At 72.9% G+C, this 16,296-nt stretch carries 13 protein-coding genes; 6 read left to right on the top strand and 7 right to left on the bottom strand.

Translation table 11 applies throughout. The features are described from left to right. Window positions 1-129: 129 nt before the first annotated feature. Window positions 130-885 carry an SIS domain-containing protein gene (locus H305_RS0125025; RefSeq protein ID WP_028802814.1) on the bottom strand — a complete coding sequence of 252 codons (756 nt, stop codon included), beginning with the start codon at window positions 883-885 and terminating at the stop codon, window positions 130-132. A gap of 363 nt (window positions 886-1,248) precedes the next feature. Here H305_RS0125025 and H305_RS0125020 point away from each other — a divergent pair, with 363 nt between their 5' ends. Both H305_RS0125020 and H305_RS0125015 read left to right on the top strand, forming a co-directional pair. Beyond that, window positions 1,249-1,941 carry a metal-dependent transcriptional regulator gene (locus H305_RS0125020; protein WP_028802813.1) on the top strand — a complete coding sequence of 231 codons (693 nt, stop codon included), beginning with the start codon at window positions 1,249-1,251 and terminating at the stop codon, window positions 1,939-1,941. Between the two features lie 745 nt (window positions 1,942-2,686). Beyond that, window positions 2,687-3,556, top strand: a complete 870-nt coding sequence (locus H305_RS0125015) for an alpha/beta fold hydrolase (RefSeq protein ID WP_028802812.1) — start codon at window positions 2,687-2,689, stop codon at window positions 3,554-3,556. A 397-nt stretch (window positions 3,557-3,953) separates the two neighbouring features. On the opposite strand, the gene H305_RS0125010 is transcribed toward H305_RS0125015, so the two are convergent. The 3 genes from H305_RS0125010 to H305_RS0125000 all read right to left on the bottom strand — a co-directional run bounded on the left by H305_RS0125010 (window position 3,954) and on the right by H305_RS0125000 (window position 7,097). After that, on the bottom strand, window positions 3,954-5,567 hold the full coding sequence (locus H305_RS0125010) for a hypothetical protein (protein WP_028802811.1): 1,614 nt from the start codon (window positions 5,565-5,567) through the stop codon (window positions 3,954-3,956). Continuing rightward, the gene (locus H305_RS0125005) at window positions 5,564-6,355 is read right to left on the bottom strand and encodes an ABC transporter ATP-binding protein (RefSeq protein WP_028802810.1); all 792 of its coding nucleotides are present in this window, start codon (window positions 6,353-6,355) and stop codon (window positions 5,564-5,566) included. Before H305_RS0125005 ends, H305_RS0125010 begins: the two co-directional genes overlap by 4 nt. 88 nt (window positions 6,356-6,443) lie before the next feature. Beyond that, window positions 6,444-7,097, bottom strand: a complete 654-nt coding sequence (locus H305_RS0125000) for a bifunctional DNA primase/polymerase (protein ID WP_028802809.1) — start codon at window positions 7,095-7,097, stop codon at window positions 6,444-6,446. Between the two features lie 426 nt (window positions 7,098-7,523). On the opposite strand from H305_RS0125000, the gene H305_RS0124995 reads away from it, so the two are divergent. Both H305_RS0124995 and H305_RS0124990 read left to right on the top strand, forming a co-directional pair. Then, window positions 7,524-8,909 (top strand): hypothetical protein, encoded by a 1,386-nt coding sequence (locus H305_RS0124995; RefSeq protein WP_028802808.1) that lies wholly within the window; start codon window positions 7,524-7,526, stop codon window positions 8,907-8,909. Window positions 8,910-9,139: 230 nt separating this feature from the next. Beyond that, on the top strand, window positions 9,140-10,885 hold the full coding sequence (locus tag H305_RS0124990; protein WP_028802807.1) for a hypothetical protein: 1,746 nt from the start codon (window positions 9,140-9,142) through the stop codon (window positions 10,883-10,885). Between the two features lie 32 nt (window positions 10,886-10,917). Here the strand turns inward: H305_RS0124990 and H305_RS0124985 are convergent, their stop codons facing one another. Then, window positions 10,918-12,216: an ABC transporter substrate-binding protein gene (locus tag H305_RS0124985; RefSeq protein WP_028802806.1), complete on the bottom strand. Its 1,299-nt coding sequence runs from the start codon at window positions 12,214-12,216 to the stop codon at window positions 10,918-10,920. Between the two features lie 117 nt (window positions 12,217-12,333). On the opposite strand from H305_RS0124985, the gene H305_RS0124980 reads away from it, so the two are divergent. Both H305_RS0124980 and purU read left to right on the top strand, forming a co-directional pair. Continuing rightward, window positions 12,334-12,834 (top strand): SCO4402 family protein, encoded by a 501-nt coding sequence (locus tag H305_RS0124980; RefSeq protein ID WP_028802805.1) that lies wholly within the window; start codon window positions 12,334-12,336, stop codon window positions 12,832-12,834. 78 nt (window positions 12,835-12,912) lie between these two features. After that, window positions 12,913-13,797, top strand: a complete 885-nt coding sequence (gene purU, locus H305_RS0124975) for a formyltetrahydrofolate deformylase (protein ID WP_028802804.1) — start codon at window positions 12,913-12,915, stop codon at window positions 13,795-13,797. Window positions 13,798-13,847: 50 nt separating this feature from the next. Here the strand turns inward: purU and H305_RS0124970 are convergent, their stop codons facing one another. Together H305_RS0124970 and H305_RS0124965 are read right to left on the bottom strand one after the other, a co-directional pair. Beyond that, window positions 13,848-15,401 carry a zf-HC2 domain-containing protein gene (locus H305_RS0124970; protein WP_028802803.1) on the bottom strand — a complete coding sequence of 518 codons (1,554 nt, stop codon included), beginning with the start codon at window positions 15,399-15,401 and terminating at the stop codon, window positions 13,848-13,850. After that, window positions 15,398-15,979 (bottom strand): sigma-70 family RNA polymerase sigma factor, encoded by a 582-nt coding sequence (locus H305_RS0124965; RefSeq protein ID WP_028802802.1) that lies wholly within the window; start codon window positions 15,977-15,979, stop codon window positions 15,398-15,400. The genes H305_RS0124970 and H305_RS0124965 overlap by 4 nt, the downstream gene beginning before the upstream one ends. Window positions 15,980-16,296: the final 317 nt, after the last annotated feature.

Below are 16,296 nucleotides of genomic sequence, written 5' to 3'. Positions count from 1 at the left end.
CCCGTGCGTGCCGGCAGGACAGGCCCCGGAACTGCCGGGAGGCCCCCAGGGGTGCCGGGCCTGTCCCCGGGGGGCCGCCGGGCCGCGGCCGTCCCGGGGGCAGGCCGTCCCGGGGCTCCGGCGGACGGGTCAGCGCCGGTAGAAGATCCGGTCCGCGTACTCCGTCATCACCCGGTCGTTCCAGTCGTGACCGCCGTCCACGTTGCCCGAGCGCAGCAGGGGTGGCTCGATGCCGCGGCCGGCGAGGGTGCCCGCCGCCGTCGCCATGACGGCCTGGAGCAGGGCCGTGGTCACCACGGTGGACGCGGGGGCGAAGGGGGCCTCGATCGCGTCGAGGGTGAGTTCCGCGTCACCGACCGCGATCTTCGAGTCGAGGACGACGTCGCAGTGGTCCTTCAGATAGGTGCCCGAGACGTGCCGCGACTTCGTGTCGGTGGCGTAGGCGACCGAGGTGACGCCGATGACCTTCACCCCCAGCGCGCGGGCGTTCATGGCCATCTCCACCGGGAGCGCGTTGCGGCCGGAGAGCGAGATGATCACGAGCAGGTCGCCGGAGCGCAGCGGGCTGCAGTCGAGGACCGCGCTCGCCAGCCCGTCGACCCGCTCCAGGGCGGAGCCGAGCGTGGCGGGCATGACGTCGACGCCCACGACCCCCGGCACGGTCAGCAGGTTCATCAGGGCGAGGCCGCCCGCGCGGTACACGATGTCCTGCGCGGCGAGCGAGGAGTGCCCGGCGCCGAAGGCGAACAGCCGTCCGCCGTCCGCGACGGTGTCGGCGACCAGGGTGCCGGCCGCCTCGATGTCCGCCGCGTCCTCGTCCCGTACCCGCTGGAGCAGGCCGATCGCGGCGTCGAAGAACTGCCCGGCCAACTTGCTGTCGCTCATCGGCGAAGCCCTTTCCACGTCTCGTCGTATCGTCGGGGTCGACGCGCACGGCCGAAGGGCGGCTGAACCGGAGTCCTGGTGCGGCCGTACTCCTGTCGTGTCGCGGATCACGTTGCGGTCTGGACCACTGCGCTGTCAACAAGGCCCGCCCGTCCGGGCGGGTCCGTCGCTCCGGCCCGCCCGTCCGGGCGGGTCCGTCGCTCCGGCCCGCCCCCTGCCCGCCCTGCCGCGGCGGGCAGGCGTGACCGCCCGGTTTCGACGGCCGGGCACGGTTGTCAGTGGTATGCGTCAGAATTGAGTTCAGGGCCAGCGCACACGCCGGTGGGCCGTCGAGTCTCCGGCAGAGCTAATCGAGGGGCACGAATGTCCGGACTGATCGACACCACGGAGATGTATCTCCGCACCATCCTCGAACTCGAGGAGGAAGGCGTGGTCCCCATGCGCGCCCGGATCGCGGAGCGGCTCGACCAGAGCGGCCCCACGGTCAGCCAGACGGTGGCGCGCATGGAGCGCGACGGCCTGGTGGCGGTCGCCAGCGACCGCCATCTGGAACTCACCGAGGAAGGGCGGCGGCTGGCCACCCGGGTGATGCGCAAGCACCGTCTCGCGGAGTGCCTGCTCGTCGACGTGATCGGTCTGGAGTGGGAGCAGGTGCACGCCGAGGCGTGTCGCTGGGAACACGTGATGAGCGAGGCCGTCGAGCGGCGCGTCCTGGAGCTGCTGCGCCACCCGACCGAGTCGCCGTACGGCAACCCCATCCCCGGCCTGGAGGAGCTCGGCGAGAAGGACGGCGCCGACCCGTTCCTGGATGAGGGCATGGTGTCCCTGTCCGAGCTCGACCCGGGCATGGACGGCAAGACCGTGGTGGTCCGCCGGATCGGCGAGCCGATCCAGACGGACGCGCAGCTGATGTACACGCTGCGGCGCGCGGGCGTGCAGCCCGGCTCCGTGGTGAGCGTGACCGAGTCGGCGGGCGGGGTCCTCGTGGGCAGCGGCGGTGAGGCCGCCGAGCTGGAGGCGGACGTCGCCTCCCACGTGTTCGTCGCCAAGCGCTAGCGCCCGCGTCCTGGGCGGCGCTCAGGGGCCCGTGCTCGTGACGGGCCGCCCGTGCCGCCCGCCGGAGGCGCCGGCGCGACCGGTACCCGCGAGGGGCAGCTCCCGGGGCCGGCGCGGGGACGGCATCGGCCGGTCCCGCGCCGGTTCCCGGGCGCACGCCGTCCCGTGTACCGCGCATTCCGGCCGGTCCGTTTGGGACATGTCAACTCCCGCGGAGCCAGGGGCAGTTGTGATGTCTCGGCGATCCTCCCGAAACCAAGATTCAGTGTGCGGAATCGCAGCGGCGGGACCGTATGCGTGCGAGGCTGTCGCGTGAGGCATATGACCTGAGGGCTCTTGACCGTGTCCGAGAGCGATGGTGCGCGGTCGGGGAGGGGGCGCAAGGATGTGCCGTAGTCGTGGAGAGGGCCCCGGCGCCGCATGGCGCCGGGGCCTGTCCTCCCCTGTGCTGACCCGGAGCCCCGAGCTCTCAGGGTCAATCCCCTCGGACCGGTTTCCCCGAGCGGTCCGCCTCCCGCTGAAGATCTCCCCTCGGCGGCGGCGGTCAATCCTGGGACATGGTCACTCGAATGAGGGGTGTTGCAGCCAGGAGGCCCATTTTCGAAACCTCATTCGATAACGTGGCGGTGCGTCAGGGGTACATGTAGAGCAGCACACCAGCAGGAGCAGCGGCAGGAAGCGGTACGAGTGGACCGGCGGGTTCGAGCGGGAGTGAGCCGGTCCGAGCGAGCTAGGGGGGTGCCCGATGGTGCGGCGCATCGACGTGAGGGGAACGGGCGGCGTACGCCTCGCCGCCTGGGAGTTCGCCGACCCGCCGAAGACCGACCCGCCCAGGGCCTCGGAGGAGTCGCCCGGCGTGCTGTTACTGCACGGCCTCATGGGCCGTGCCTCGCACTGGGCGTCCACCGCCCGTTGGCTCTCCGAGCGGCACCGTGCCGTCGCGCTCGACCAGCGCGGCCACGGCCAGAGCGACAAGCCGCCGGAGGCGGAGTACACCCGTGAGGCCTATGTGGAGGACGCCGAGGCCGCTCTCGAACAGCTCGGCCTCGCCCCCGCCGTCCTGATCGGCCATGCCATGGGCGCGCTGACCGCCTGGCAGCTCGCCGCCAAGCGCCCCGACCTCGTCCGCGGAGTGATCATCTGCGACATGCGGGCCTCCGCGCTCGGGGCCGCGTCCCAGCGCGAGTGGGAGGACTGGTTCAAGGCCTGGCCCGTGCCCTTCGCCACCCTCGCCGACGTGCGGAAGTGGTTCGGTGAGGACGACCCCTGGGTGGAGCGCCCCAACCCGTCCCGCGGCGAGTTCTACGCCGAGGTGATGCACGAGTCCCCGGACGGCTGGCGCCCGGTCTTCGAACCGGAGCAGATGCTCAAGTCCCGTCAGACGTGGGTGTTCGACGCCCATTGGGAGGAGCTCACGCAGGTCCGGTGTCCCGCCCTGGTCGTCCGGGGCCTCGACGGCGAACTGGGCCGCGCCGAGTCCCAGGAGATGGTCCGCGTCCTGCCGCGCGGCCAGTACGCGGAGGTGGCCGACGCCGGGCACCTCGTGCACTACGACCAGCCGGAGGCCTGGCGCGCGGCCATCGAGCCGTTCCTCGACGGCGTCCTCACCGGCTAGGTCCCCCACCGGCCTCGCCGCCCGTACCCGGGCGGTCCCGTACCCACGACCTCGTCCCGGCCCGCGTCCGGGCTCCGTGACGCGGCGGCGCCCCGGACCTGCCGTCGGCCGCCGTCGGTGCTCCGGTCCCGTGCGGGTCAGATCCGGTCCCGTGCGGGACCGGAGCGGTGCCTCGGGAGGCCGTCCGGACGTGGGCGCTCCGCCGCGGTGCCGGCGCGTCGTCCGGCGTCGCTGACCGGCGCCGCCGTCGGGGTGCCGTCGGGGTGCCGTCGGGGGTGCTCCGCGACAGGGCCCGTCCCGGAGGCTCGGAGCCGGTCCGCCGCCAGGTCCCCGCGACGGCCCCTGATCCGCGGGTCCGCGGGATCCGCGGGATCCGTGGCCGTGGCCGGCCCGTGGCTCAGCCCTTGCTGACCGCCGCCAGTATCTCGGGCAGTCGCGCTGCCGTCCGCGGTGCCGCCATCCGCAGCCCCAGCTCCGTGATCAGGGCTCCGTACCCGGCGCCCAGCGGCAGCACCAGCCAGCTCCAGTCGTCCCCGCCCGACGTCACGTTCAGCCAGATGGTGAGCGCGATGACGGGGGCCGCGAGCAGCGCCGCCGAGACCATGCCGCCGACGACGGAGATCCAGGCGAGGCCCGCCTGCCCCGGGGCCACGTTCTTGTAGCCCTCCTGCGGGATCGAGTACGGGAAGCGGGCCGAGGACCACGCACCGGTCGCCAGCATCGCGCCGAGCAGCGCGAAGGACAGACCGAGCACCTCCGGCAGCTTCGGCCAGTCGCCGAGCATCGCCGTCGTCAGGACGGTCACGAGCGTCGCGTACGGCAGGGTGATCACCAGCAGCGCCAGCGCACGCCCGCGCAGCTCGACGTACGCGTCCCGGGTGGACGAGATCGTCATCGCGACGATCCAGAACGCGGACGTGTCCTGCCCGAACTGGTTGTACATCTGGATGCCGAGCATCCCCGCGGCGAAGCACGCGAAGTAGATCGAACCGGTGCCCTGGAGAGCGTTGAACACCGGCACGATCAGCCCGATGGCCAGCGACGTCACCCATGCCGCCTTGGTCTTCGGATCGCGCCACACATAACGCAGGCTGCGCTCCATGACGGTCCCGGTGCGCCCGGACGGCAGCAGCCGGGCCGCTCCCGACGCCCCCTTCTCCCGGGCGGCCGGCTCGGCCGCCTGAAGGGTCGAACCGTCCGGCGAGGTCATCAGACGGGTCAGATGCCGGGACCACAGTGCCAGGAGCCCCGCCAAGGCGGCCACCGCCAGCAGCAGTTGGACCATGCCGGTCGTGTACGACCCGTCACTCACCGAGTCCACCGCGCCGATCGCGGAGGCGGGCGGCACCCAGCGCAGTACGTCCGCCACGGGGTCGAGCTGGGACAGACCGCCCGCCGAACCGAGCCGCTGCGCACTGAAGTTGACCAGCTGCGCGCCGACCGCGATCACCAGACCGCTGAGCACCGCGAGATCACGGCCCTTGCGGCTGGACAGCAGCCGGATGTTGGCGGCGGCGACGGCCCGTGCGAGGGCCACAGCGACGAGGAGGGCGAGGGCCACGGCGACGACGGCGGTGACGTACGCCGCCGGGCCGTGCGCGACGGAGATCACCGAGCCGAGCAGCAGACAGAGCGTGAAGAGGGGCCCGACGCCGACCAGGGAGGCCGCCAGCAGCGCCCGTACCAGCGGGCGCGGACGCAGCGGCAGCATCACCAGGCGCGTCGGGTCGAGTGTCTCGTCGCCGCTGGGGAAGAACAGCGGCATCACGGCCCAGCCGAGTGCGAGCAGCGCCACCAGCAGCAGGGCGACGGCGGGGGCGTGCGTGTTGCCGCGCAGCGCGATCAGGCCGATCAGCTGAAGGGCGGCGAAGAGCAGGACGAGGACGACGGAGGAGATGTACGCGGCCCGCCGGCCGGCCGACTGGCGCAGCCCGTTGCGCAGCAGCGACAGCTTCAGCCGTACGACGACGGGGGTGATCGACGCGGTCGGCCCGCCGGTGGCGGCGCTCATCGTGCCCCGCCGCCCAGCCAGTCCAGATCGGCCCCGGCGGTGCGGCCCTGCGCGCCGACCAGTTCGAGGAAGGCTTCCTGGAGGGAGGGCGCGCCGCCGCGGACCTCGGCGAGCGGGCCGTGCGCGCGGATGCGTCCCGCGGCCATCACGGCGACCCAGTCGCACAGCGACTCCACCAGCTCCATCACATGGGAGGAGAACACGACCGTGGCGCCGGATCCGGTGTAGCGCTCCAGGACACCGCGGATCGTCTGTGCGGAGACGGGGTCGACGCCCTCGAACGGCTCGTCGAGGAAGAGGACCTCCGGGTTGTGCAGGAGGGCGCAGGCCAGGCCGATCTTCTTGCGCATGCCGGTCGAGTAGTCGACGACGAGTTTGTGCTGGGAGCCCGCGAGGTCGAGCACGTCGAGGAGCTGGGTGGCGCGCTTGTCGACCTCGGCGCCGGGCAGACCGCGCAGCCGGCCCGTGTAGGAGAGGAGTTCGCGCCCGGAGAGCCGTTCGAACAGCCGCAGACCCTCGGGCAGCACGCCGATGCGCGCCTTCACCTCCACCGGGTCGCGCCAGACGTCGTGGCCGACGACCTCGACGGTGCCCTGGTCGGGCCTGAGCAGCCCGGTCACCATCGACAGCGTGGTGGTCTTGCCGGCCCCGTTCGGCCCGACGAGCCCGATGAACCGGCCCGCGGGCAGCTCCAGATCGATCCCCGCGACGGCGATCTGTTCCCCGAACCGCTTCCAGAGCCCCTGTACGCGTACGGCGGGCACACCGGCCCCTGCTCCCTCGGTCATGCGAGAACCCTACGTGGGTGCGGCGACCGCGGACGGCCGTGCGCCCGCCGACGCCGAACGGCTGTGGCGGGCAAGGCGGTCGGCGGTGCTACCGGTCCCGTCCGCATGCGTACGCCAGGGGCGAGATGAGCTCCTCCGCGTCCGGCAGCCACCGGTTGGCGAGCGTGGGGCGGCGGGCCCACTGCACGGCGCCGCGGGAACCGAAACGGGTGGGCGGGGCGGCCACGTACGAGCCCTCGCCGAGTGCCAGCAGATCGAGGGAGGCGGGCGGCCAGCCCAGCTTCCGCACCAGGTCGGGGACCTTCGCGCCGGCACCCGGGAGCACGAAGAAGTGCATGCGGCGGTCCGGGGTGCAGGTGACCGGACCGAGGGTCAGCTCCATGCGCTCCATGCGGGCCAGGGCGAGGAAACCGGCCGTCTCCGGGACGTCGATCGCGTCGAACGTCCGCCCCGTGGGCAGCAGGATCGACGCCGTCGGCTGCTTCGACCACAGCCGGCGCGCGACGGTCCCACTGCCCGTCGCCTGAGCCGCCCAGTCCTCGCGCGCCGGGTGCGCGCCGGGTGAGGCGCACGCGGGCTCGCCGCAGGAGCAGTGCTGCACCCCGTCGACGGCTTCCAGCCAGGTGCCCGGGACCACGTCCCAGTGGCGTTCATCGGCATAGCGCACGGCGGTTTCCTGCAGCGATTCGCCACGCTGCTGGGGGATATGTGCGGACTCGGTGCCTGCCAGGGTCTTTTCCACGTGGAACTCAACTCCCGGGTCCACCTCGGGTTACGGGGGACACACGCGCGGGGGAGGAGCATTGATTCCGCGTCTGGGGCGCATGGATGCACGTGTGGGGGCGCGCGGGAGGAACGGCCGCGGGGAGTGGGTAGGCAGCGGTGGGGTCGGCAACCGCCTTTACCCCGGCAAACCTCACATGTCTCGCATCGTCGGCATGTCTGCGGGGCATTGATCTTCCTGGCCGACTTCTTTCGGTGCGGTCGGCCGCTGAAGACACGTCAAGTCGGTGCGTGGGCAGGCACCGCAGCCACGGGCGGGTGAATCGAAGGGGCATGCCGGTGCGAGGGAGGACGCGCAAGGGCCCGCGGGGCCCGAGCGCGATCGCTCACTCGGCACCGGTCGGCACGCCCCCGAGGCGAACCGCCGGAGAGCAGGGGGTACGCCATGGCCGCAAGGCCTCTGATCGCCAGGCAGCCGAACGAACGGCTCCAGGCGCTCATCCAGGAAGCGGGCTGTTCCAACGCCGGGCTCGCGCGCCGGGTCAACATGTGCGGCGCGGAACACGGTCTCGATCTGCGCTACGACAAGACGTCCGTGGCGCGCTGGCTGCGCGGACAGCAGCCGCGCGGGCGGGCCCCGGCGATCATCGCGGAAGCGCTCGGACGCAAGCTGGGCCGCACGGTCACGATCGACGAGATCGGCATGGCCAACGGCAAGAACCTCGCGTCCGGCGTGGGCCTCCAGTTCTCGCCGACCGTACTGGGCGCCATCGAACAGGTATGCGAGCTGTGGCGCAGCGACGTGGGACGACGGGACTTCCTGTCCGGCTCCTCGGTCGCCGCCTCCGCGCTCGTCGAACCGAGCCGGGACTGGCTGATCTCCGCCCCGGACGCCCAGGTGGCGCGTTCGGCAGGTCCGCGGGTGGGGCTCTCGGACGTGGCGGCGGTCCGCGCGATGACCCAGGCGCTCGTCGACCTGGACCACCAGTACGGCAGCGGGCATGTGCGCCCGGTGGTCGTGCACTACCTCAACAGCGTGGTGTCCGGACTGCTCGCCGGCTCCTACCGGGAGGCGGTCGGGCGCGACCTGTTCGCCGCGGTCTCACGGCTGACGGAACTCGCCGGGTACATGGCCGTCGACACCGGCCAGCCGGGGCTCGCCCAGCGCTACTACATCCAGGCGCTGCGACTCGCCCAGGCGGCCGGCGACCGCGGGTACGGCGGCTACGTACTCGCCGCGTCCATGAGTCATCTGGCCGCACAGCTCGGCAACCCGCGTGAGATCGCGCAGCTGGCGCGCGCCGCGCAGGAGGGCGCGCGGGGGCGGGTGACGCCCCGCGCCGAGTCGATGTTCCACGCCGCGGAGGCGCGCGGGCACGCGCTGCTGGGCGACGCGCGCGCCGCCCAGCTGGCGTCCGGGCGCGCGGTGACCGCACTGGAGGGTGCGGACGCGGCCTCCGGGGACGACCCGACGTGGATCGCGCACTTCGACGAGGCCTATCTCGCCGACGAGCTGGCGCACTGCCACCGCGACCTGGGACAGGCGGAAGCGGCGGCGCGGTGCGCACAGGAGTCCCTCGCCGGGCACCCCGAGTCGCGGGCCCGGCGCAGGGCGATCGGCTATGTGCTGCTCGCCACGGCACAGGTGCAGCAGCGCGAGGTGGAGCAGGCCTGCCACACCGGGACGCGCGCCGTGGAGCTGCTGGGCACGCTGCGTTCCAACCGGGGCGCGGAGTATCTGGACGACCTCCAGCAGCGGCTGGAGCCGTACCGGGACGAGCCGGTGGTCCGGGAGTTCGGCGCGCGGATGGACCTCCAGGCGGCGGCGTGAGCCCAGGGGCGGGGCGTGCGGGTGACATGAACACACGGTCCGCCCGGGCGTGAACGGCGGGGAAACGGACGCGCGGGTGAAGAAGGGATCCGTATACAGCGCCGCGCGGGACGGATTCGTTACCCGGGTCACGGGGCGGGGGTCGCGTCCAGTGCTGCGTGGCACCGGGTTGTCGGGACCCGGTAGCGTGAGCCGACGATTCCGAACGTCCCCCATTCGTAGGAGTCCCGGTGACGCAGAGCGGACAGGGCGAGGAGCCCTCGGCGCGGCCCGCGCGCGAAGGCATCGTGCTGCCCTCCGACGGTGGCGCGCCCCTGCTGCCCGGTACGGCGGGCGATGCTGCGACCCCGGCGGGCGGCCAGGCCTGGGGCCGCCCATGGGGCCCGGACCAGTCGGCCGCGCCCGCCCCCGGCAGCGCCGAGGGCTGGGGGGCGCCCGAGAACGACGCCCGGGCATGGGGAGCCGCCGAGCCGCCGGCACCGCCCGCGCCCGCCTCCGACTGGGGCACCTCCGACTCCTCCCAGGGCTGGGCGGCCTCCGGCGCGCACGGAGCTCAGCAGCCGCAGGGATTCATGCCGCAGCCGCCGGCCGGTGCGGGCCCGCTGCCGCCCGAGGGCGCGCATGCCCCCTTCGGTGTGCCGGGCGGCGCCGCTCCGCATGCGCCGGGCGCGCACGCGGGCGGCTACGGCTACCCGCCCCCGGTGCAGCACCCCGGCGCGGCTCTCCCGCGGGAAACGGGCGGGTACGGCAATCCAGGCGCGGCTCTCCCGCAGGCCACGGACGGCTACGGCAATCCCGGCGCGGCTCTGCCGCAGGAAACGGGCGGGTACGGCAATCCAGGCGCGGCTCCCTTGGACGGCGCCACGCAGTACATACCTCATATACCGCCCGCCCCGGCCGGTGACGAGGGCGCCACCCAGTTCATCCCGCCGGTCGCCCCGGGGGCCCTGCCGCCCGAGATGCCGGCCGGTGACGCCACGCAGTTCCTCGGCCGGGCGCCGCAGGGCGGCCCCGAGGCCGGGCCGCTGCCCACCGCCGGGCACCCGGACGCCGAGGCCACCCAGTTCATCGCCCCCGTTCCCGCACATCCCGGGCCGGAGCCGTACGGCACACGTCCGGGCGGGCCGGAGGACCGGCAGCCCCCGGCGGAGTTCGACAACCTCTTCCGCAGCGAGCCGGAGGGGCCGGCGTCGACGCAGCAGATGCCGCGCTTCGACCCCTCGGCCCAGCAGGCCCCGTACGGCGCGCAGGCCCCGTACGCGTCACCCGCCCCGGGCGGCCGGGCCGCCGCACGGCGCGGCGGCACCCCCGACTTCGAGGAGGGCGACGGCGGCCGCGGTGGGCGCAGCGGCTCGCGCATCCCGTTGATCGCGGCCATCGGCGTCGGCATCGCCGTGCTCGGTGTCGGTGCCGGTGCGCTGCTCAGCGGCGGCGGGGACTCCGACACCAAGGACGACGGCAGCAAGACCGTGTCGGCGACGGCTCCCGCCACGCAGGAATCGGCGTCGCCGGCCGCGGACCCGGCCAAGGCGCAGGCCGTCGAGCTGGACAAGCTCCTCGCGGACAGCAGCGACAGCCGTGACTCGGTGATCAAGGCCGTGGCGAACGTGAGGGCGTGCAACAACCTGGACCAGGCGGCCAGTGACCTGCGCGACGCGGCCAAGCAGCGGGGCGAGCTGGTCACCCGGCTCGGCGCGCTGTCCCTGGACAAGCTCCCGAACCACGCCGCGCTGTCCACCGCGCTCACCAACGCCTGGAAGGCCTCGCAGTCGGCCGACAGCCACTACGCGGCCTGGGCCGACCAGGTCGGCGGCAAGAAGGGCTGCCGCAAGGGCCATGCCCGCGAGACCGGGCAGACCCAGGCGGCCACCCGGGCCAGCGGCACGGCCTCCACGGAGAAGGAGAAGGCCGCCCGGCTGTGGAACTCCATCGCGTCCAAGTACGGACTGACGCAGCGGACGCGGATCCAACTGTGAGCCGTCCCTGACCGCGGGAGGGCGCGGTGATCTCAGTCCGCGTTCTCCAGCGTCCTGGACACGTTCACGAACCCGCGCCGCTCCGAGGTCAGCAGACCCTGGCGCACCACCTGGAAGGTGACGTCGGCGTTGACCAGGCGCGGGAAGTCGACGGCCGCGATCAGGTCCTCGAAGCGCCAGCTGAGCGTCGGGGTGAGCCCGCCCGTGGTCACCTTCAGGCCGTTGTCGAGGGCGCGCCGGACGGCCAGTGAGGTCACCTTCTCGCCGCCGAGCGACTCGATGACCGCCTTCAGCACGGTGTACGCGATCCAGGTGGTCTGCACTCCGGCGTCCGCGGGGTCGATCCGGTTGTCGCCGAAGGCCTGCTCCTTGATCACGGAGCGCATCTGGTCCCAGCGGGAGTCGTTCGAGGTCGGGTACCAGCCGGTGACGTAGGAACCCTCGTACGGGCTGGACCTGCCGCCCGTGGCGTCGATCAGCGACTGGTCGACGCTGCCGAGCACCGTGCCCGTGCTCACCTTCGGGTAGTTCTGGCGGTCGCGCCGGAAGGAGTCCATGAAGGTGTCCGTGCGGTCGCCGAGCGCGGGCACCACACAGCCCCGCTCGGCCGGGTCGGAGGTGGCGTGGGTGAGCGCCTGCTGCGTCTGCCGTGCGTACTCCGTCGCGTCCTCGGCGGCCCGCTGGTCCGCCGCGGCCGAGTGGGCCCGCGACTTCAGGCCCGAGTCGAGCAGCACCGGGAGCTGGTCGCCGGCGATGGTGTCGGGACGGATCAGCGCGACCGGACCGCAGCTCTTGCCGAGCTGTTCGCCGAGCCCGGCCAGCAGCGCGGGCTCGCCACCGTTGACGGGGTAGGACAGCGGGCTGGTGAACTCGTCGTCGGTGACGCCGTAGCCGCCGATGTACGGGATGCCCGCGCTCTCCAGCGGAGCGAGGAAGTCCCGGCTGTGCTGGCTGTAGGAGCCCACGACGGCGACGACGTTCTCCTTCGCCGCGCGCTGCGCGCAGCGCGCGGCGAACACGGCGTCGTTGTGGTCGTTGCAGGTGAGGACCTTGAGCGGGTGGCCGTTGATCCCGCCGTGCGCGTTGACCCAGCGGGCGTAGGCCTTCGCCATGGCGGGCATGCCGGGTTTGTTGGTCGCCGCGGTCTTCTCGGGCGCCCAGGTCATGACGGTGACGGAGTCGTCCCCGGAACCCCCCGTGGCACCAGGGATGACCCCGCATCCGACGGCGATCGACGCACACGCGGCCAGCGCGCCCGCGGACAGCAGCGTGGCCCGCAGGGGCCGGGGGAGGACGGAGGAGCTGGTGCGCGTACGCCGACTGCCGGTCATGGACACGCACGATTCCGTCACATCACTAACCTTCGAGTGACCCGTGGTCAATGGAAGGTGACACAGAGGTGAATTACGGGGGCCTGTGATCCGGATTTCGCGGGGAACGTACGATCGATGACCGTGCAAGGTTCGGAGAACTCTTCCCGTCGCGGCCGTCGCTCATCCACCATGGGCGGCATGCCACTCAACGACATGCCGTGGTGGCGCTGGCGCAGCAATGTGCGCTCCGCGCTGCACATGCTCTCCGACCCCGTGTTCCAGCGTGACGTCTGGCTCGCGGGCATCGACGGGTACGGGGACGTCACCGACGCCGTGTACCGCCTGGTCGAGGACACCTGGCTGGACAACTGGTCCGGCGAGAAGTACGTCGGCACGATATTCCGGGACTCCCAGGAGGCGGCCCTCGTCGACACCGCGGTGCTGCGCGTGCTGCGGATCATGCACCAGGTCGGGCCCGACGCGCCGGTCTCCGCGTACCTCGACCACCACGCGTGGCCGGAGGCCGTCCGCGCCGCGCGCGACGCACATGTGCGGCTGGCGGCGAGCGACGGTGAGGACCCCGACGCCCCGCCGCGCACGCTCGAAGTGCTGCGCATCCTGACGCGCTCGGCATAGCGCCCGCCACGCCTCGAGGGCGTCCGTGTGGCGGGACGGCTGCCCGTTCCGGGGGTCTGATATGGGACCCTGTGCTGCATGAATGAGCAGTCCGTCCGCGGGGCCGCACCCGCCGCCGAGCAGTACGTCCTGATCCTCTCCTGCCCGGACAAGCAGGGGATCGTGCACGCCGTGTCGAGCTACCTGTTCATGACCGGCTGCAACATCGAGGACAGCCAGCAGTTCGGCGACCACGACACGGGACTGTTCTTCATGCGGGTCCACTTCTCGGCGGAGGCGCCAGTGACCGTGGACAAACTGCGGGCGAGTTTCGCGGCGATCGGTGACTCCTTCCACATGGACTGGCAGATCCACCGTGCCGAGGACCGGATGCGGGTCGTCCTCATGGTCAGCAAGTTCGGCCACTGCCTGAACGACCTGCTGTTCCGCGCACGGATCGGCGCACTGCCCGTCGACATCGCCGCCGTGGTCTCCAACCACACCGATTTCGCCGAGCTCGTGGCGTCGTACGACGTCCCCTTCCACCACATCCCGGTGACCAAGGACACGAAGGCGGAGGCAGAGGCCCAGCTCCTCGAACTGGTCCGCGGCGAGAACGTCGAACTCGTCGTCCTGGCCCGCTACATGCAGGTCCTCTCCGACGATCTGTGCAAGCAGCTCAGCGGGCGGATCATCAACATCCACCACTCCTTCCTGCCGAGCTTCAAGGGCGCGAAGCCCTACCACCAGGCCCACGCCCGGGGCGTCAAGCTGATCGGCGCGACCGCGCACTACGTCACCGCCGACCTCGACGAGGGCCCGATCATCGAGCAGGAGGTCGAGCGGGTCGGCCACGACGTGACGCCCGACCAGCTGGTCGCCATCGGCCGTGACGTCGAGTGCCAGGCGCTGGCTCGGGCCGTCAAGTGGCACGCGGAGCGCAGGATCCTGCTGAACGGTCGCCGCACGGTGGTCTTCGCCTAGGAGAAGCCCGGCCCATACCCCCGGCCTTCCCCCTGCGTCCGGCCCGGCGGCTACATCCGGCTCAGCGACGCCGCGGCGAAGAGCACATCCCTGATCGCCTCACGGTCGCCGTCCTGACCGGCGGCGGCCTCCTGCGGGGAGACATGGCCCGCGGCGAGGCGGCAGAACTCCACGCCGTCCAGCGCGACATGGGCCACCTCCCGCTCCGCGGAACCGACCGCGCCCGGTGAGTCGAGCGGGATCATCCACTCACCGCCCCCGGACCCCTCGATCTCCAGGCGCAGGCTGCGCCCCGGCGCCCCCGCGGCGACCAGATGACGGGCCGGGGCCTCGGAGAGCCCCGCCCGCCGCCGCCCGGCCAGCGTGGCGGGCAGCATCCGGGCGGCCAGGTCGATCATCTTGTGCAGATGCCGGGGCGCGGGCGGCTCGTACGGGTAGTCGACGGCCTCCGCGATGTCGCCCGCGTGCACCCAGCACTCGAAGGCCCGGTCCAGCATCGCGTCGCTCAGCGGCAGTCCGAAGCCGCCGTACGCCACGGTGAGACCGCCCGAGCCGGTCCCGGCCTCGCCCGCCGACGCCCCCTCGACGGCGAACGACACCGTACGGACGAGGTGGTGGCTCTGCTCCCGCCAGGGCAGGCGCACGGCCCGGGTGGGCGGGAAGTGCGAGGCACGCCAGTACGCCTCGGTGCGGCCCTCCGGGGTGGCGGGGTCCGCGGACTCCGGGACGGCCGGGCCGAGCGGGTCCTCCAGGCCGAGCGCCGTCGCGACGAGCCCGTCGACGCTCAGCAGGTGCGCGATGACCCCGGCGACCGTCGTACGGCGGCTCACCGGCCGGTCGGCGGCGAACCAGCGCAGCCGCACCGGCGCATGCCACTCGGCACCCCCGATGTCCTGGAGCAGTGCGTCGAGCCGGGCGGTCTCGGCGTCGTACGGAGCAGCCCAGCCGGGCACCGGGATGCGCGGCGGGCGCCGGTCGAGGCAGCTCTCCAGGACACGGGTGCGCAGCGTCGGATCGAGGTCGAGGCTCTCGGGCGGGTGCAGCAGCCCGACCGCCTCGCGCAGCCGCAGCGCCTCGTCGGCGCAGGAGCCGCAGTCCCCGAGATGCTCCTCGACGGCCACCGTCTCCTCCGCCGAGCAGGCGGCCAGCGCCCATGCGCCGAGCAGGGACTTCAGCACCCGGTGGTCGAGCACGAGCGGCGCCGGGGCGGGGGCGGGGGCGGGCGCCGGGTCGGGCAGCGGGAGTCCGGTGTCCTCGACGGAGGAGCGGGGCAGCGGTATGCGCGGGGGCCCGCCCGGCTGTCCGGCGGCGCCGCCGTGCTCCGGGGAGCCGGGGTCGCCCGGACCGGCGGAGCCGTCGCCCGCGGGGGAGCCGGGCCCGTCGTGCGCTGCCGCGCCGGCGTCCGTGCGGTGCCCGGCGTCCGTGCGCTCGTCGGGCGCGTCCTCCCAGGGACTGCCCTCGGAAGCCTCTTCCTGGTCGTCGCGTCCGTCGTGTGCTTCGAGCGCGCCGCGTCCGTGTCCGTCGCGTCCGTCGTGCCCGTGTGCGTCGGGCCCGTGGGCTTCGTGCTCGTCGAAGGCCTCGAACCGGTCGGGTCGTCCGTTCACCGCGCACCCCCGTACTCGGGCGGGGCGCCGGTGGGGCCGGCGTCGTGGGCGGTGGACAGGAGCTGGAGCCCGAGACGGAGCCTGCGGCGGGCCTCGTCCTCGGTGACGCCCAGGTCGGCGGCGGCCTGGCGGTAGTCCCGGCGCTGGAAGTACGCGAGCTCCAGCGCGGCCCGCAGCGGGGCCGGCATGGACGTCACGATGTAGTCCGCGCGGGCCGCGACGGACGCGCTGCGCACCTTCCGCTCCAGCTCCTCGGTGGTGCCGTGGCCGCCCCGGGCGAGGGCGGCGGTCTCGTTCACCCGCAGTCGCTGGACGGCGAGGCGATGGGTGAGCGTGGCCACCCAGGAGCGCAGCGGGCCCTGTCTGGGGTCGTACGCCTCGGGGTTCTCCCAGACGTGGGTGAACACCTCGCGGGTGATGGCGTCGGCCGCCCGCTCGTCTCCGAGCACGCGGTGGGCCAGACCGTGCACGAGCGAAGCGAACCGGTCGTAGAGCTCACCGAGCGCCGCGGCCTCCCCGCGTGCGAGCCGCTGCTGCATCTTGCGGTCCCAGCGGGGCGGTGTGTCCCTCTTCGCCATGCGGCCCCCTCACCCCTGGTCGTGCCGGCGCCCGTCCCTGTCGCTCGTGCGTGTGCCTGTGTCTCCTGTCCAGCCTGTGTGCACGGCTGTCTCGAATGTAGTCGGCACGTCTGACGACGCACGCCCCTTTACGTCAATACGCGCCCCTGGAGAGGCCGCAGATGGTAGAAGCTCGTCACCTTCCCCATCGAATCCGATCAAAACGCGACCGAAGCAGACCGTAGTCGTCCGAAAAGGTTCGCTCGGCCGACATTTTCGACCGTGGACCGGCGTTTCTTCCTGTGCGGACCGGTGTTTCATGGAACGACGGCTGGGCA

The sequence above is a fragment of the Streptomyces sp. 142MFCol3.1 genome (assembly GCF_000424945.1).
Classification (GTDB): domain Bacteria; phylum Actinomycetota; class Actinomycetes; order Streptomycetales; family Streptomycetaceae; genus Streptomyces; species Streptomyces siamensis.
The sequence above is the reverse complement of the archived record's forward strand: the minus strand, read 5'-3'. Positions and strand labels throughout refer to the sequence as shown.